This is a genomic window from Devosia yakushimensis (genome assembly GCF_030159855.1).
In the GTDB taxonomy this organism is placed as follows: Bacteria; Pseudomonadota; Alphaproteobacteria; order Rhizobiales; family Devosiaceae; genus Devosia; species Devosia yakushimensis.
Genome location: NZ_BSNG01000003.1, coordinates 270,151 through 285,413, shown reverse-complemented (window position 1 = coordinate 285,413; position 15,263 = coordinate 270,151). Strand labels below are relative to the sequence as shown.

Annotated in this window: 17 protein-coding genes; 6 read left to right on the top strand and 11 right to left on the bottom strand. The window is 63.2% G+C overall.

The genetic code is table 11. The features are described from left to right. Positions 1-37 precede the first annotated feature (37 nt). Entirely contained in the window at positions 38-436 is a 399-nt protein-coding gene (locus QQL79_RS19835; RefSeq protein WP_284393812.1) for a RidA family protein, read from the top strand. Between the two features lie 175 nt (positions 437-611). Here QQL79_RS19835 and QQL79_RS19830 read toward each other — a convergent pair whose 3' ends face one another. From QQL79_RS19830 to QQL79_RS19820, 3 genes are read right to left on the bottom strand one after another with little or no spacing between them, the layout of a single operon-like run. Then, positions 612-1,463, bottom strand: coding sequence for a fumarylacetoacetate hydrolase family protein (locus QQL79_RS19830; protein ID WP_284393810.1), 852 nt, complete (start codon positions 1,461-1,463; stop codon positions 612-614). Positions 1,464-1,502: 39 nt separating this feature from the next. After that, on the bottom strand, positions 1,503-1,937 hold the full coding sequence (locus tag QQL79_RS19825; protein ID WP_284393808.1) for an RbsD/FucU family protein: 435 nt from the start codon (positions 1,935-1,937) through the stop codon (positions 1,503-1,505). A gap of 36 nt (positions 1,938-1,973) precedes the next feature. Further along, entirely contained in the window at positions 1,974-2,717 is a 744-nt protein-coding gene (locus QQL79_RS19820; RefSeq protein WP_284393806.1) for a GntR family transcriptional regulator, read from the bottom strand. Between the two features lie 126 nt (positions 2,718-2,843). On the opposite strand from QQL79_RS19820, the gene QQL79_RS19815 reads away from it, so the two are divergent. Then, complete coding sequence (locus QQL79_RS19815; protein ID WP_284393804.1) at positions 2,844-4,394, top strand: UxaA family hydrolase; 1,551 nt, start codon at positions 2,844-2,846, stop codon at positions 4,392-4,394. Next, a complete protein-coding gene (locus QQL79_RS19810) occupies positions 4,391-4,720 on the top strand; it encodes a TfoX/Sxy family protein (RefSeq protein ID WP_284393802.1) in 330 nt (109 codons plus the stop codon). Before QQL79_RS19815 ends, QQL79_RS19810 begins: the two co-directional genes overlap by 4 nt. A gap of 125 nt (positions 4,721-4,845) precedes the next feature. Here QQL79_RS19810 and QQL79_RS19805 read toward each other — a convergent pair whose 3' ends face one another. The 6 genes from QQL79_RS19805 to QQL79_RS19780 form a co-directional block, all read right to left on the bottom strand. Then, positions 4,846-5,481, bottom strand: coding sequence for a class I SAM-dependent methyltransferase (locus QQL79_RS19805; RefSeq protein WP_284393800.1), 636 nt, complete (start codon positions 5,479-5,481; stop codon positions 4,846-4,848). Next, the gene (locus QQL79_RS19800; protein ID WP_284393799.1) at positions 5,478-6,383 is read right to left on the bottom strand and encodes an SMP-30/gluconolactonase/LRE family protein; all 906 of its coding nucleotides are present in this window, start codon (positions 6,381-6,383) and stop codon (positions 5,478-5,480) included. The genes QQL79_RS19805 and QQL79_RS19800 overlap by 4 nt, the downstream gene beginning before the upstream one ends. A 55-nt stretch (positions 6,384-6,438) precedes the next feature. Further along, the gene (locus QQL79_RS19795; protein ID WP_284393798.1) at positions 6,439-7,626 is read right to left on the bottom strand and encodes an alpha-hydroxy acid oxidase; all 1,188 of its coding nucleotides are present in this window, start codon (positions 7,624-7,626) and stop codon (positions 6,439-6,441) included. 779 nt (positions 7,627-8,405) lie between these two features. Beyond that, positions 8,406-9,203: an anti-sigma factor family protein gene (locus QQL79_RS19790; protein WP_284393797.1), complete on the bottom strand. Its 798-nt coding sequence runs from the start codon at positions 9,201-9,203 to the stop codon at positions 8,406-8,408. Further along, on the bottom strand, positions 9,200-9,706 hold the full coding sequence (locus QQL79_RS19785) for a sigma-70 family RNA polymerase sigma factor (protein WP_284393795.1): 507 nt from the start codon (positions 9,704-9,706) through the stop codon (positions 9,200-9,202). Before QQL79_RS19785 ends, QQL79_RS19790 begins: the two co-directional genes overlap by 4 nt. Positions 9,707-9,724: 18 nt before the next feature. Continuing rightward, positions 9,725-10,117, bottom strand: coding sequence for a COG4315 family predicted lipoprotein (locus QQL79_RS19780; protein WP_284393794.1), 393 nt, complete (start codon positions 10,115-10,117; stop codon positions 9,725-9,727). Positions 10,118-10,313: 196 nt separating this feature from the next. On the opposite strand from QQL79_RS19780, the gene QQL79_RS19775 reads away from it, so the two are divergent. Beyond that, on the top strand, positions 10,314-11,264 hold the full coding sequence (locus QQL79_RS19775; RefSeq protein WP_284393793.1) for a carbohydrate kinase family protein: 951 nt from the start codon (positions 10,314-10,316) through the stop codon (positions 11,262-11,264). Here the strand turns inward: QQL79_RS19775 and QQL79_RS19770 are convergent. Continuing rightward, positions 11,261-12,847: an L-aspartate oxidase gene (locus QQL79_RS19770; protein WP_284393792.1), complete on the bottom strand. Its 1,587-nt coding sequence runs from the start codon at positions 12,845-12,847 to the stop codon at positions 11,261-11,263. The genes QQL79_RS19775 and QQL79_RS19770 overlap by 4 nt on opposite strands. Positions 12,848-12,927: 80 nt before the next feature. Between QQL79_RS19770 and QQL79_RS19765 the strand changes: the two genes are divergently transcribed. Beyond that, positions 12,928-13,371 carry a hypothetical protein gene (locus QQL79_RS19765; protein ID WP_284393790.1) on the top strand — a complete coding sequence of 148 codons (444 nt, stop codon included), beginning with the start codon at positions 12,928-12,930 and terminating at the stop codon, positions 13,369-13,371. Here the strand turns inward: QQL79_RS19765 and nadA are convergent. Next, complete coding sequence (gene nadA, locus QQL79_RS19760; protein WP_284393788.1) at positions 13,368-14,435, bottom strand: quinolinate synthase NadA; 1,068 nt, start codon at positions 14,433-14,435, stop codon at positions 13,368-13,370. The genes QQL79_RS19765 and nadA overlap by 4 nt on opposite strands. A gap of 123 nt (positions 14,436-14,558) precedes the next feature. Between nadA and eda the strand changes: the two genes are divergently transcribed. Further along, positions 14,559-15,194, top strand: a complete 636-nt coding sequence (gene eda, locus QQL79_RS19755; protein ID WP_284393786.1) for a bifunctional 4-hydroxy-2-oxoglutarate aldolase/2-dehydro-3-deoxy-phosphogluconate aldolase — start codon at positions 14,559-14,561, stop codon at positions 15,192-15,194. Positions 15,195-15,263: the final 69 nt, after the last annotated feature.

The following is a 15,263-nucleotide window of genomic DNA, read 5'->3' as shown; positions in this document are numbered from 1 at the left end:
CACCCAGGCTCAAGCACCTTCACACTGGAGTTATGCCATGAGCGCGCCGATTTATCACATGGTGGCTTCCGGGCCACGGCCCGTTGCCCCGTTTTCCCATGCCGTCGAGGTGGATGGGTGGGTCTTCGTGACCGGCCAGATGCCGACCAATCCGGAAGCGCCCGATGCGCCATTGCCGGCGGGAATCCAGGCCCAGACCCGGCGGGTGATCGACAATCTCAAAGTGGTGTTGGGCGGCATTGGGCTGGGGCTCGAACATGTGACCATGGCCCGCATCTATCTCACCGAATTTGAACGCGACTATGACGCTCTCAATGCACTGTGGCCGGGCTTTTTCGAGCCGGGAAAGCTGCCGGCGCGGACCACAATAGGGGTGACGGCGCTGGCGGTGGGGGCGCTGGTGGAGATTGACCTGGTGGCGAAGCGGCCGGCTTAGGTCTCTTCTCACCCTCGGTGTCACCCCGGCGCAGGCCGGGGCCCATCCTGAGATGATGGCGTGCCACATGTGGTTGAACGGACACCTTGCGGCTGCGGTTCGATCTCGAGATGGATCCCGGCCTGCGCCGGGATGACACCGTGGGAGTGGAGGGATTTCTGCCCGCCCTGGAACCTCAGGCGCTGTAGGCCTTCACGTTCTGCTGCTGCTCACCCAGGCCTTCGATGCCCAGGCGCATGACGTTGCCGGGCTGGAGCCAGACCGGGTTCGGCTTGATACCCATGCCGACGCCCGGGGGCGTGCCGGTGGAGATGATGTCGCCGGGCTGCAGGCTCATGAATTGGCTGACATAGGCCACCACATTGGCAACGCCGAAGATCATCGTTTTGGTCGAGCCGTTCTGGTAGCGCTTGCCATCGACATCGAGCCACATGCCCAGCTGCTGCGGGTCGGCGACTTCGTCCCTGGTGACGAGCCAGGGGCCGATGGGGCCGAAGGTGTCGCTGCCCTTGCCCTTGTCCCAGGTGCCGCCGCGCTCGGTCTGGAAGTGGCGTTCGGACACGTCATTGACCACGCAATAGCCGGCGACGTGATCGAGAGCGTCCTTTTCCTCGATATAGCGGGCTTCCTTGCCGATGATGACGCCCAGTTCGACTTCCCAATCGGGCTTGATCGAATTTTTTGGGATGATCACATCGTCATTGGGGCCGATAATGGCGCTGGTGGCCTTCATGAAAATGATGGGCTCGGCCGGGATGGCAGCGCCGGTCTCGGCGGCATGGTCGGCGTAATTGAGGCCGATGCAGATGAACTTGCCAACATTGGCGACGCAGGGGCCGATGCGCGATCCGGCATCGAGCTTGGGCAGCACACCGATATCGGTAGCGCGGATTTTGGCCAGGCCTTCGGGCGTCAGCGTTGCCCCGCCGATATCGCCGACAATTCCCGTCAGGTCGCGGATCGAGCCATCTTCGGCCAGAATTGCCGGCTTTTCGGCACCCTTGGCGCCAACACGAAGCAGTTTCATAGGTCAGTTTCTCCAGAGAATATTTTTAAATGCGGCAGCTCAGCCCTTGGGGCGGATAATGCCTTTTTTGAGCAGGATATTGCCGTAAAGCCGGGTCTCGCCGGTCTGGACAATGGCGTAACCGGTTTTGACGCGGTCGTAGAAAGCGAAGCGTTCGAGGGTCGAAATGCCCATGGCTGGTTCGTGCTTTTTGACGATGGTTTCGAAAGCATCCATGACCGGCTCGCGCTTATTGGCATCGCCCACCACCTGCATGCAGATGGCGGCCTGGTCGACGAAGTCGTCGAGCGGCATGAGGGTGAGAATGGCTTCGAGCACATCGGTGGCCGAAATGCCGTCGAGACGCACGAGGACCGGGCCGGCAGAATCAGCGGGATAATTGGCGTCGACAATGGCGATTTCGTCGCCGTGACCCATGGCCCGCAGAATGCCCAGCAGATCGGGGCCGAGCAATGGCGGTATGTTCTTGAGCATTAAAGTCCTCCTCCTCAGGGGACGTCGGCCATTAGATCAGCCGAATGGAAAGCTTTCTTCCTCAAGCGTCTTGCCATCGGCAAAGGGCTCGGGGTTTTCGCGCGCAAAGGCGAACAGTTCGACCATGACCGCGTCGATATGGGCGCGGATGGCAGCGGTGGCCTGATCCTGGTTTTCGGCCAGGATGCCGTCGAAAATGGCCTGGTGCTCGGCAATGGTGTGTGCCAGGCGCCGGGGCGTGATGATGAGACGGCGGGCCCGGTCGAGATTGGCGCGGGCGGAATCGATGATGCCCTTGATCTTGGTAAAGCGCATCGAGCGGAAAATGATGTCGTGGAAATCGATGTCGATCTGATGAAAGGCTTCGGCATCGTCGCGGGCGGCGGCCTCGCGCTGGGCTGCCATATTGGCGTGAAGCGCGGCGATGACATCCTTGTCGATATTGCCGATCAGCACGCGCAGAGCCTCGCTTTCGAGCGCCTTGCGGATGAGCATATATTCGCGAACATCGGCAATCTTGACCAGCGAAACGGTCGAGCCGCGCTGCGGGGCGATATCGACCAGGCCCTCGGCGGCCAGCCGGGCCAGGGCTTCGCTGACCGGAAAGCGGGACACGCCCAATTGCTCGCAAATGGCCGATTTATCGATGCTTTGCCCGGGAGCGAGGGCCAGGGTGACAATGGCCTGGCGCAATACATTGGTCACGTCCAACGTAACGCTGCCGCGCGTCAAGGCGGCCGGGCGCGCGAGAAAATGGTAGGGACTTTCTGCCGGTATCATGCTAACATGTTAGTTAGAGAAGTGATGTTTTACAATCGTCCATGCCAAGTGATTGCGCGCGCAATCTGGCGGCAAACGGGACGGGCGTAAAGCGCAGTTGAGATCCGACCTCCCGAAAGCCCATTCATGTCCGAAACCCTGACCCGTCCCCAAAGCCGTACGCTGGTGTTGAACGCGGCCGACAATATCGCCGTGGCCCTCGCCAATCTGGAAGTGGGGAGCGACACGCCGCAGGGCGTTACCATAAAGCGCCGCGTGCCCAAGGGGCACAAGTTTGCCAGCCGGGCAATCCGGGCCGGCGAAGCTATCGTCAAATTCGGGCAGATCATCGGCTTTGCCAAGGAAGCCATTCCGGCCGGCGACTGGGTGCATGAGCATAATTGCGGCATGGGTGGCGCCGATGGCAGCCTCAAGCACGACTATGCCTTTGCCGAAGGGGCCATTGCGCCTGACATGATCCCGGTTGGCCAGCGGGCCACATTCGAGGGCTATCGCCGCGCCAATGGCAAGGTGGGCACGCGCAATTACGTTGGTATCCTGACCTCGGTCAATTGCTCGGCCACGGTGGCCAAGTTCATTGCCGAAGGGATTAATCGCTCGGGGATTTTGGATGATTATCCCGAGATCGATGGGGTTGTGCCGTTCGTGCATGGCACGGGCTGCGGCATGGAAAGCCGGGGCGAGGGCTTTGACATCCTGAAACGCACGCAATGGGGCTATACGTCCAATCCCAATCTGGGCGCGGCCATGCTGGTGGGGCTGGGCTGCGAAGTGTTCCAGATCGGCCGGATGAAGGAGATGTATGGGATTGTCGAGAGCGACACGTTCCAGACCATGACCATTCAGGAAAGCGGCGGCACCAAGAAGATCATCGAATGGGGCATTGAGCGCATGAAGGAAATGCTGCCGGTGGCCGCCCGCGCCAAGCGGGAAACCATTGATGCGTCCGAATTGACGCTGGCGCTGCAATGCGGGGGCTCGGACGGTTATTCGGGGATTACCGCCAACCCCGCTCTGGGCTATGCGGCCGATATTCTGGTGCGCAATGGTGGCACGGCGATCCTGAGCGAAACGCCGGAAATCTATGGCGCCGAGCATTTGCTGACGCGGCGCGCGGTGAGCCGGGAGGTGGGCGAGAAGCTGATCAGCCGTATCCATTGGTGGGAGGATTACACCGCCCGCAATCATGGCGAGATGAACAATAATCCCTCGCCAGGCAATAAGCTGGGCGGGCTGACCACTATTCTCGAAAAGTCGCTTGGCGCGGCGGCCAAGGGCGGTACGACGCCGCTGACGGCGGTTTATGAATATGCGGAGCCCGTGACCGAGAAGGGTTTTGTGTTCATGGACACGCCCGGCTTCGATCCGGTGTCGGCGACAGGGCAGGTGGCGGGTGGCGCCAATATCCTGGCCTTCACCACCGGGCGCGGTTCGGCCTATGGCTGCAAGCCCGTGCCCTCGATTAAGCTGGCCACCAATTCGGATATGTATGGCCGGATGCAGGACGATATGGACATCAATTGCGGCGATATCGTCGAGGGTGTGTCCATCGAGGCCAAGGGGCAGGAGATTTTCGATCTCATGCTGCGGGTGGCCTCGGGCGAGAAGACCAAGTCGGAAGCCTTGGGCTATGGCGACAATGAATTCGTGCCCTGGCAGGTCGGGGCGACGATGTGAGCACCCAGCAGAAGACGGTCGACTATATTCTCGAGCAGGCGGCGGGGGCCGGCACTGTCACCGCCCGCAAGATGTTCGGTGAATATGGCATGTATTGTGACGGCAAGGTCATGGCCTTCATCTGTGATGACCAGCTGTTCATCAAGCCGACTCAGGCGGGGCGGGACTATCTGGGCGAGGTCACCGAAGGGGAGGCCTATCCCGGCTCCAAGATGTATTTCGTGATCGAGGGCGACCGCTGGGACGATGCTGATTGGCTGGCGGAGCTGGTGCGGGTGACTGCGGCGGAATTGCCGGAGCCGAAGGTGAAGAAGAGCAAGAGTTAGCGTTATGCCTCTGCTATCACCGTGTTTCCCTCGGGCTTGACCCGAGGGCCATTATCAGCACGGCGCAAGCGGCGAGTGGCCCTCGGGTCAAGCCCGAGGGAGATGCGGTGGGTGTGGATGGTTTGTCATGCCAACCGGTAGACTGAACCCTTGCGGCCCGTGTTGCTTCTGACATCCCCGACATCGCCCACGGCATAGGATGCCAACAGTTCCAATTGAGCGATTGGTAGGTCGCGGCGGTCGGGGTCGCCGATCAGCACCGTTATGCCGGAGCCGGTGCAGCGGGTGAGGAAGGGCAGCATGAGGCGGGCGATCTCGGCATTGTAGAAGACGTCGCCGGCGGCGATCAGGTCGACATCTTGGGGTGGTGCGCTGTGCAGGTCGATGTCGATCAGCGGTAGGATGACGCCATTGGCTGCTGCATTGAGGGTAATGGCGGCGCGGCCGTTGGGGTCGATTTCGGCGGCTTTGGTGTGGGCGCCCAACTTGGATGCGGTGATGCCGACGAGGCCCGAGCCAGCGCCCAGGTCGAGCAGGCGTTTGCCTTGCACCAATTCTGGATGGGCGCGGAAATGATGCGCCAGAGCCAGGCCGCCGGCCCATTGATAGGCCCAATAGGGGGCTGGTGGGTCATTGTCGTCGGGGTCGGCGAACTGCGATAGGCGGCTGCCGGGATGGGCGGTGTAGAGCCTGATATCGGGCAGGGTCGGGACGGGTTCGAGCCGCAGATTTTGGGCGATGGCGGCGGCGCGGGAGATCAAGGATATTGCAGGCCCGTGGCGGTGACATAGATCGCCATCAGATATTGGCTCGAGGTGATGAAGAGCCGGTTGCGGGCCGGGCCGCCAAAGGTGACGTTGGAGGTGGCCTGGCCGGTATGGATGCGGCCGAGCAGGGCGCCGGCGGGATTGTAGACGTTTACGCCGGGGCCGGCGCTGGTCCAGATATTGCCTTCGGTATCGAGGCGGAAGCCATCGGGCAGGCCGGAATCGATATCGGCAAAGGTGCCGGGATTGGTCAGTTTGTCGCCATTGACGGTGAATTTGCGGATATGGGCGGGCCAATCCGGGTTGTGGCTGCGGCCGGTATCGGAGACATAGAGCAGGCTTTCGTCGGGCGAAAAGGCCAGGCCATTGGGCTTGGCGAAATCGTCGGCGACGACGGTGAGCGAGCCAGTGGCGGGATCGAAGCGATAGACATAGCAGCCGGGCTGCTCGGGGTCGGATTTATGGCCTTCGTAGTCCGAGAGAATGCCGTAGGTGGGGTCGGTGAACCAGATCGTGCCGTCGGACTTGACCACCACGTCATTGGGGGAGTTGAGGCGTTTGCCCTGGTAGCTATCGACCAGGGTGGTAATGGTGCCATCGATCTCGGTGCGCAGCACGGCGCGGGCGCCATGCGAGCAGGAGATCAGCCGCCCCTGCCGATCGCGGGTATTGCCGTTGACGTAATTGGAGGGCGTGCGGAAGGGGCTGACGCCGCCATCGGGCACCCAACGCAGCAGGCGATTATTGGGGATGTCGCTCCAGACCAGGGCATTGGCATCGTTGAACCAGACCGGGCCTTCGGCCCAGCGGCACTGGTCGTAGAGCACTTCGAGCGCGGCGCTGCCGATGGTCAGGTCGTTGAATTTTTGATCGATGCGCTCGAGAACCCCGGCCATCTTTATCCTCCTGTTTTCTGGCATTTGAGGGGAAGGCCGGGGTGGAGGCAAGAGCCTAACCGTTGGCGCCGAGCGGAGAATTTCTGGGCGGCAGGTCGATGGAATAGATATTGTGCAGGCCCACATCGTGGATATCGCGTTCGCCGCACAGGGCCATGGTGATATCGAGTTCGCGCTGGATGATTTGCAGCGTGCGGGTGACGCCGGCTTCGCCACCAGCGCCGAGGCCCCAGAGGAAGGCGCGGCCGATGAAGGTGCCCTTGGCGCCCAGGGCCATGGCCTTGAGCACGTCCTGGCCGGAGCGGATGCCGCCATCGAGATAGACATCGGTTGATTTGCCGACGGCATCGACGATTTCGGGCAGGACGCGGATTGAGGAGGGGGCGCCATCGAGCTGGCGGCCGCCATGGTTGGAGACGATTATGGCGTCGGCGCCATGGGCGACGGCGGCCTTGGCGTCATCGGCGTCGAGGATGCCCTTGACGATGACGGGGCCGCCAAAGCGCTCCTTGACCCAGGCGACATCCTTCCAGCTCAGGGCCGGATCGAACTGATTGGCGGTCCAGACCGAGAGCTTGGAGAGGTCGCCGGCATTTTCGACATGGCCAACAATATTGCGGAAGCTGTGGCGCTTGGTGCCCAGCATGCCCAAAGCCCAGGCGGGCTTGCGGGCCATTTCAAAGACAAAGCGGGGGGTGAATTTGGGCGGGGCGGACATGCCATTGCGCAGGTCCTTGTGGCGCTGGCCCAGGATCTGCAGGTCCATGGTGAGCACCAAAGCCGAGCATTTGGCGGCCTTGGCGCGGTCGATCAGCCGCTCGATAAAGGCGCGATCGCGCATTACATAGAGCTGGAACCAGAAGGGTTTTGTCGTGTTCTCGGCCACATCCTCGATGGAGCAGATGGCCATGGTGGAGAGGGTGAAGGGCACGCCGAATTTCTCGGCGGCGCGGGCGGCCTTGATCTCGCCATCGGCGCTTTGCATGCCGGTAAGGCCGGTGGGCGCAATGGCGACGGGCATGCTCGCTTTTTCGCCGGTCATGGTGGTGGCGAGGCTCCGGCCTTCCATATTGACCGCCACACGCTGGCGCAGCTTGATCTTCTGGAAGTCTTCCTGATTGGCGCGATAGGTGCTCTCGGTCCAGGCGCCGCTATCGGCATAGTCGAAGAATTGCTTGGGCACTTTGCGCTTTGCCGCGGCCATCATTTCTTCGATGGTGAGAATCTTGTCGAGGGACGGCATGGCGCAGCTCCGGGGAATGGTCTGGGCGCTGGCCTAGCAACTAACATGTTAGTCGTCAATCGGTGCATGCGGAAGCGCCGCCTGTTGCGGTTTTCGAATAGACGGACGGACCCCGAGACGGCATTCGCCTCGTGAGGAGTTAGAATGAGACGGACGTCGCCTCGGGGTGCCGGGACTTTTTCGGACGGCGCGATCGCAGGCCTCAGCGTTTGCCCGTAGCGCCCGCCCGATTGCCTCGTCCGCTCGCCCCGGAGCGGAGCGCGACCCCCACTCCCCCGGCTGGCTTCCGGACGCTCGTCGCTGCAGCGCCGCCCGTATCCCGGAAGATGGGGGGAGTATGCGGGAGGTTTTGGGGAGGGGGATAAGTTTGTGGGGGTGGAGCTTGCGGTTCTCTCGCCTCCCTCCCCCTTGAGGGGAGGGCCGGGGTGGGGGTGGTTGGGGCATTTGCGCAGGAGCCGCGCGACCCCCACCCTCATTCCCTCCCCTCAAGGGGGAGGGAGGCGATGGAGCCTGTGGATTGGGGCTCTCGACACCCCCTCCCGACCTCCCCCGTCGAGGGGAGGTGCTGGAGCGGTGGGTGGTGAAGTATCCGTGGTTCCTCGCACCTTTATTTCCCACCACCGTTGCTCCCACGGGCTTGACCCGAGGGTCATTCGCCGCTTGTGCCGGGTTGAGAATGGCCCTCGGGTCGAGCCCGAGGGAGGCGATTGTGGGGAGGATGGATCGGGGTGAATGAGGATCGCTCAATCAACCATGGATGCCGCAGTTGGCTTCCGGCCCTAGCCCCGATCAACCCAGGCCACGTCGCCTTCGGTCAATTGCTGATAGACCGCGCGCGACACCGTTTTCATGTCGGCTTCAGGCAGGGTGCCGACCACGGTGCAGGTGATGCGGGCATTGGCCCAGTAGAACGCTTCAGCGCCTTCATAGCTGGCAAATTGGTAGGCAGGGGCGCGGTCGGGCAGGGCGGCGGTGACGTAGACGGTGATGCGTTGCTTGGCGGCGTTTTCATACATCAGCTGGGCGGCGCGGCCGCCGCGGCTGGGTTCGCCGGGGAGCAGACGCCCGCCGACCAGGGTGAAGCCTTCGGCGGAAAGATCGGGCATGCCCAGATTGGTATCGAGGCGGTTGGAGAGCCAGCTGGAGAGATGTTCGCTGTCGCTGCCGGGCACTTCCACCGCATGGCGGTTTTCGGCGACGAAGACGGTGTGGGCGTTGATGGCGTCGGCGATGAGATATTGGCTGGGCGGCTCGGCATCGAACAAGGGGCGGGCGAACCAGCCGGCGCCGAGGCCGAGGCCGACAAGCACGATCGCGGCGGCGGCCCAGCCGAATGAGCGGGTGCGACGACGGCCCAGTTCGGCGGCGATGCGGCGCGGGCGCAGGCGCGCGGGCACGGGTTCGGCGCCGGCAGGAGCAAAGAGGGTACGCAGGGCATCGGACTGGCGCTGCCAGGCGGCGACTTCGGCCGCGCTGTCGGGATTGGCGGCCAGATGGGCCTCGATGTCGGCGCGCTCGGCTTCGGGGAGCTGCCCGTCGGCAAAGGCCATCAGCCGATCGCTGGGGATCTGGCTCATTTGACGGTCCTCAAATGGGGCTCGGCCGGGTTTCCCGTAGCCAGCCGCAGCGCCGAACGGGCGCGGCCCAGCCGGGACATCAGCGTGCCGAGCGGAATGTTCAATATGCCGGCGGCCTCGGAATAGGCGAGGCCCTCGAGAGCAACCAAGAGAATGGCCTCCTTCTGTTCGAGCGGCAGGGTTTCGATGGCGCGGGCCATTTCGGCCAGCGCGATATGGCCGGGCTGAGGCGCAGGCATTGCCGGCTCGGAAACGGCGTCCATGGCAACCAGCGCGCCCTGGCGGCGGGTGGTGCGCAGGCCGTTGCGGTGGAGATTGACCAGGATGGTGAAAAGCCAGGCGCGGACCTCGCCAGAGGGGCGAAACAGGCCGCGCCTGGATATGGCGCGCTCAAGACAATCCTGCACGAGATCATCGGCCAGATCGATATTGCGCGTCAGCGCCCGGGCATAACGCCGCAGAGCTGGCACGCAGGCTTCGACCTGGTCGAGGAAATCTTGCAAGAGCGCTAGTCCCGAGCCTTATTCGACGGCAAGATGCCAGACGCCGCCAACGCCGTCACCGGTGATGTCGCCGGGCTTGGCATCGTCTTTCCAGTAATAAAGCGGCCAGCCCTTATAGGCCCACATCTTGGAGCCGTCGGTGCGGTCGACAATGGTGAAATCGCCTTCCGGAGCGGCAGAAGCGTCGGCCATCAGGGGCGGCCAGTTGATGGCGCATTGCTCGTAGCAATTGGTGACGCCGGGGGCGTCCTTGTCGAAGATGTAGAGCGTCATGTCATTGGCGCCGGTCAGCACCATCTTGCCGCCGATATCGACGGATTTGACGGCCCCGCCGACATAATCTTCGGCAAAGGCGGGGGCAGCGAACAGGGCCAGCATGGCGGCGCCAGCCAGGACAGAACGGAATTGCATCTGGTATTCCTCCGAGTTGCGGGCTTTTCCTCGAAAGCCTCACCGACATAAACACCGCAAGGGACGATTTAATCCGCGGGTTCGGAAATATTTCTATTCAATGGATGAATGGGGTGGCGGCGCACTGGTGACAGGGCGCGCAAAGATGATATTGGCTGCTCCGCGCCAGCGGGGCGTCCGTTTCGGGAGGAAGTGCATGTTCGTGGTGAGTGGGGAAAGCCTGATCGATCTGGTGTCCGAGCCGCGCGGGGCGGATGGGTCCATCGTCATGCAGGCGCATCAGGGCGGCTCGCCCTATAATTGCGCTATCGCCCTCTCCAAGCTGGGCAATGAAACGGGCTTTCTGTGCCCGATTTCCAAGGATGGGTTCGGCTCCTATCTGCTCGAGCCGCTGGATGCCGCCGGGGTCAAACCGCTGCTCAAGGAGCGGGTGTTTGCGCCGACCACTTTGGCGGTGGTGACGCTCGATGCGCAGCGCAAGGCGCAGTATGAATTCTATCGCAATGCCGATCATGCCTTTACCCAAGGCGGGCTGATCGCGGCGCTGCCGGAACAGATCGAGGTCTATCAGATCGGTGGGTTTTGCCCGATCCTGCCCGAGGATGCCGCGATCTGGCTGGAAGTGGTCAAGACCGCCATCGCCAGGGGCGCGACAATTTCCATCGATCCCAATGTGCGCCCGTCACTGGTGGAGGATTTCGAGGGCTATAAGCAGCGGCTGAGCCAGTTCCTCGACCTGGCGCATCTGGTCAAGGTGTCCGAGGAGGACCTGGCGGCGCTGGACAGTACCAAAAGCATCGAGCAGCACGCTGCCGATCTCCTGGCGCGGCCCAATTGCGAGCTTGTGGTGGTGACGCTGGGCGAAAAGGGTTCGCGGGCGTTTACGGCGGCGGGGGAAGCCCGCGCCGATATTTATGCGCCGCCGGTGTTTGGCGACACGGTGGGGGCGGGCGATAGCCTCATGGCGGGGATTTTGACCTGGCTGCATGAGGCGGGGGATTTGGAGCCGGGTAGGCTTGCGGCGCTGGGTAGCGCGGCGCTGGCGACGACGCTGCGTTTTGGCGCGGTGGTGGCGGGGCTCAATTGCGCCGAGCAGGGCTGCAAGCCGCCGACGCGGGCCCAGGTGGATGCCGTGCTGGGGGCTTAGGCCCCAGCCCTGATCTCCAGCGCTTCTTCGAGCGTCATCGTGGTGTGGTGCTCCCAGCTTTCATTGGTCTGCGGATAGTCGGTGCGGAAATGGCCGCCGCGGCTTTCGGTGCGCTTGAGGGCGGCGGCGGCGACCATGGTGGCCGAGGTGGTCATATTGAGATAGGCGCGGGTGACGTGCTCGGCATTGGCCTCGAGCGTCGCGATGTCGCGCAGCGCCTGTTTGAGGCCCTCGGCATCGCGTTCGACCCCGACCAGGTCGGTCATGATGTGGCGCAATTGCTGGACGGCGGGCAGGTTGCGCAGCACGTGTTCGGCCTTTTCGCCTTCGGCTTCATCCCATTCGATGCCCTTGAACGGGGCGAGCGAGCGCACCGGTTCGAGCCCGCCGATATCCTCGGCGATGCGGGCGCCATAGACGGTGGCTTCGAGCAGGGAATTGGAGGCGAGGCGATTGGCGCCGTGCAGGCCCGTGCAACTGGCTTCGCCACAGACCCAGAGGCCCGGTAGCGAAGAGCGGCCGCGTTCGTCGACCTTGACACCGCCCATGTGGAAATGGGCTGCGGGAGTGACCGGGATCATGCCGGTGACCGGGTCAATGCCGGCATCGAGGCAATATTTGGCGACGGTGGGGAAGCGGGTGAGGATGGCTTCGCCCAGCACCTGCCTGGTATCGAGGAAGACTTTGCGGCCGGCCTGTAGCTGACGGAAATTGGCGCGGGCGACGATGTCGCGCGGGGCCAGTTCGGCATCGGGATGGATGGCGGGCATGAAGCGCTCGCCCAGATCATTGACCAGGATCGCGCCTTCCCCACGTAAAGCCTCGGTGGCGAGGGGAGCCGGATCGGCGCCGGTGGCGATGGCGGTGGGGTGGAATTGCACGAATTCGGCGTCGGCAATCAGCGCGCCGGCCCGGGCCGCCATGCCCATGGCGTGGCCACGCACGCCGGGCGGATTGGTGGTGACGGCATAGAGTCCGCCCAGGCCTCCGGCGGCCAGGATGGTGGCGCGGGCGCGGATGAAGACGGGTTCGGAATAGCGATCGCCCAGCTTGCGGCAGAAGACGCCGACAATGCGGCCATTGTCGCGGGCGAGGCTGAGGGCGGTAATGCCTTCGACGACACGGATCGAGGGGGTGCGGCGCACTTCGGCGATGATGGCCTGCATGATGGCCCAGCCGGCGCGGTCGCCCTCGACCTTGACGATGCGATTGGCCGAATGGGCGGCTTCGCGGCCCAGGGCAAAATTGCCGAAATCGTCGCGGTCGAAGGGTGTGCCCCAACGGGCCAGATCCTCAATGCGGGCGGCGGCTTCGGCGGTGACGCTTTCGGCAGTGCCGTGATCGACAATGCCGGCGCCGGCCATTTCGGTATCGACGGCGTGGGCATGGGAGCTATCGCCCTCGCCCACGGCCGCTGCAACGCCGCCCTGCGCCCAGGCCGAGGAGGCCCCGGTGCCCAAGGGCTTGGGCGAAAGGACGGTGACCGGGCGTGGTGCCAGTTTGAGGGCGGTGAAGAGGCCCGCGAGACCGGCGCCGACGATGAGCGCGCCATCGGCGTTGAGCGTATTGTCGAAGGTGGTCATGAACGTCCCCTTGGCCAGCCGGTTCTCATTGCCCGCGTTTCTCTCTATGGTCAAATACGTATGCCAGGGGGAGCGGGCGATTGAGTGGCGCGGACAATAGCGGCTTTGGTGACTTTCCGCAGCGCGGTTTTGCCGCGGGCGCGCCGATGGAGGTTTACGAGGGTCTCTACCGGCTGGTGCTGACTGTCTATGGTCATAGATGCGCACTGAGCGGAGCGCGCTTCGAGCCGGCGCCGGGCCTGCTGCATCCTCATCTCGACGTTGTTGCGCTGCAACCGCGGGAACATGGCGGTCCGCTGGCGATCAGCAATTACCTGCCCGTGGTCAATGTGCTGTCGACCGATTTCGTGGCCGGCTCCATCCTGATCGAGGACGACTACCGGATCATCGTTCCCAATACCGACCTGCTCTCGCCGGAGAATGTCGCCATGCTGCGAAACTCCCTGCATCTGCCGGTCGAAAAAATCTTCCAGCCGGCACAGACCCATCTTGCCTATCACCGGCGCTTCGGCCGCGGCCGCTAATCGCCCTTGCGGCTCATCTCGATCATGCGCTCGACGGCGAGGCGCGCCGGGGGGATGATGTCGGCGGGGACGGTGACTTCCTCGGTCATGGTGTGGAGCGACCAGAGGACGTTTTCGAGATTAATGCGCTTCATATGCGGGCAGATATTGCAGCCGCGCAGGAAATCGACGCCGGTGGTTTCGCTGGCGACATTGTCCGACATGGAGCATTCGGTGACCATGACCACGCGGGCCGGTTTTTCGGTCTTGACCCAATCGATCATGGCGGCGGTCGAACCGGCGAAATCGACCGCATCGATCACTTCGGGCGGGCATTCGGGATGGGCGATGATCTTGGCGCTGGGATAGGCGTGGCGCAATTCGGCAATGTCGTCGGCGGTGAAGGTCTCGTGCACCTCGCAGGCGCCGGCCCAGGTGATGATCTTTTTGCCCGTTTTCTTGGCGGTGTTCTGGGCCAGATATTGGTCGGGGATCATGATGACGGTGTCGCCATCGACGCGGTTGACGATGTCGAGCGCGTTGGAGGAGGTGCAGCACACATCGGTCACCGCTTTCACCGCCGCCGAAGTGTTGACATAGGTCACCACCGGCACGCCGGGATACATGGCGCGCATGGCCATGACGTCCTCGACGGTGATCGAGGAGGCGAGCGAACAGCCGGCGCGGCTATCGGGGATCAGCACGGTCTTGCTCGGATTGAGCAGCTTGGACGTCTCGGCCATGAAATGGACGCCGCATTGCACGATGACCGATTGGGTGACCTTGGTCGCCTCGATGGCCAGCTGCAGGCTGTCGCCCACGATATCGGCGACGCCATGATAGATCTGCGGGGTCTGGTAATTATGCGCCAGGATGACCGCGTCCTTTTCCTTCTTGAGCCGGTTGATCTCGAAAATCAGCGGGGCATAGAAGGGCCATTCGATGGCGGGAATCTTGTCCTTGACGCGATCGAACACCGTTTCGGTGGCGCGCTCGATGGCCTTGGAAAATTTGAGATCGAAATTCTGGGCCAGGATGGCGCGCGCTTCGTCCAGCGGCGTCGTGGCATTGATTGTCTGAACCATACTGGCCTCCCATTGGCTGGGGCGGAACCTAGGGATTATTTGACGGCTTTTCAATGAACGGGGTTGCGGGAATTTTGCTGTGCGCCTAACCGTTCCTCAACGTTTTCCACATGAGGCCGATCCATGCCGCAAGACGCAGCCGCCATCCGCTCCATCCTGTCGCTGGCCCCCGTCGTGCCGGTGATCATCCTTGACGACGTGTCCCAGGCGCGGCCCTTGGCCGAAGCGCTGGTGGCGGGCGGGTTGCCGATATTGGAAGTCACGCTCCGTACGCCCAATGCGCTCAGGGTGATGGAAGAAATGGCCAAGGTCACCGGCGCCATTGTCGGCTCGGGTACGGTGCGCAACGCTACCCATATGAAACAGTCGGTGGATGCCGGATGCCGGTTCATGGTGTCGCCGGGGATTTCTCCGCGTATTCTGGACGCCGCCGACGATATCGGCATTCCGTTGCTGCCGGGCATTGCCACGCCGAGCGAAGCCATGACGGCGGCCGAGCGGGGCTATAGCTTCCTCAAGTTCTTCCCGGCCGAAGCCAATGGCGGCGCCCCGGTGCTCAAGGCGTTTGCTTCTCCGCTTCCCGATATCACGTTCTGCCCGACGGGTGGGATCGATCCGGCCAAGGCCAGGATTTATCTCGGCCTGTCCAATGTGATCTGCGTGGGCGGCAGCTGGATCATGCCGGGTGATGCCCTGGCGGCCAATGATTTCGGCCGTATCGAAGCGCTGGCCCGCGAGGCGGCCGCGCTGCGGGGGTAGCTGGGCGCTCAGCGGTCAACCCTCTCCACGGTGTCATTCCCGCGAAAGCGGGAACCTCCGTTTGCGATC